The organism is Leifsonia sp. SIMBA_070 (genome assembly GCF_046534635.1).
Classification (GTDB): domain Bacteria; phylum Actinomycetota; class Actinomycetes; order Actinomycetales; family Microbacteriaceae; genus Leifsonia.
Map to the genome: position 1 here is coordinate 1 of NZ_JAWRYK010000358.1, position 267 is coordinate 267.

Annotated in this window: 1 pseudogene; it reads left to right on the forward strand. The window is 65.2% G+C overall.

Going from position 1 to position 267, the window contains the following annotated elements:
- Window positions 1-267 (forward strand): annotated as a pseudogene (locus tag SB754_RS20670) (phosphoenolpyruvate carboxykinase domain-containing protein); the annotation flags it as partial.

Below are 267 nucleotides of genomic sequence, written 5' to 3' on the forward strand. Positions count from 1 at the left end.
TCCCGTCCGCCTGCGGCAAGACAAACCTCGCTCTCCTGGACCCGACCATCGATGGCTGGAAAGTCTAAACCCTCGGCGACGACATCACCTGGATGCGCTTCGGACACAACGGCGAACTGCGCGCCACCAACCCGGAAGCCGGCCTGTTCGGCGTCGCCCCCGGAACCGGCTGGAGCACCAACCCCAACGCCATGCGCGCCATCGCCAAGGGCAACTCCATCTTCACCAACGTGGCATTGACCGACACCGGCGGAGTGTGGTGGGAAG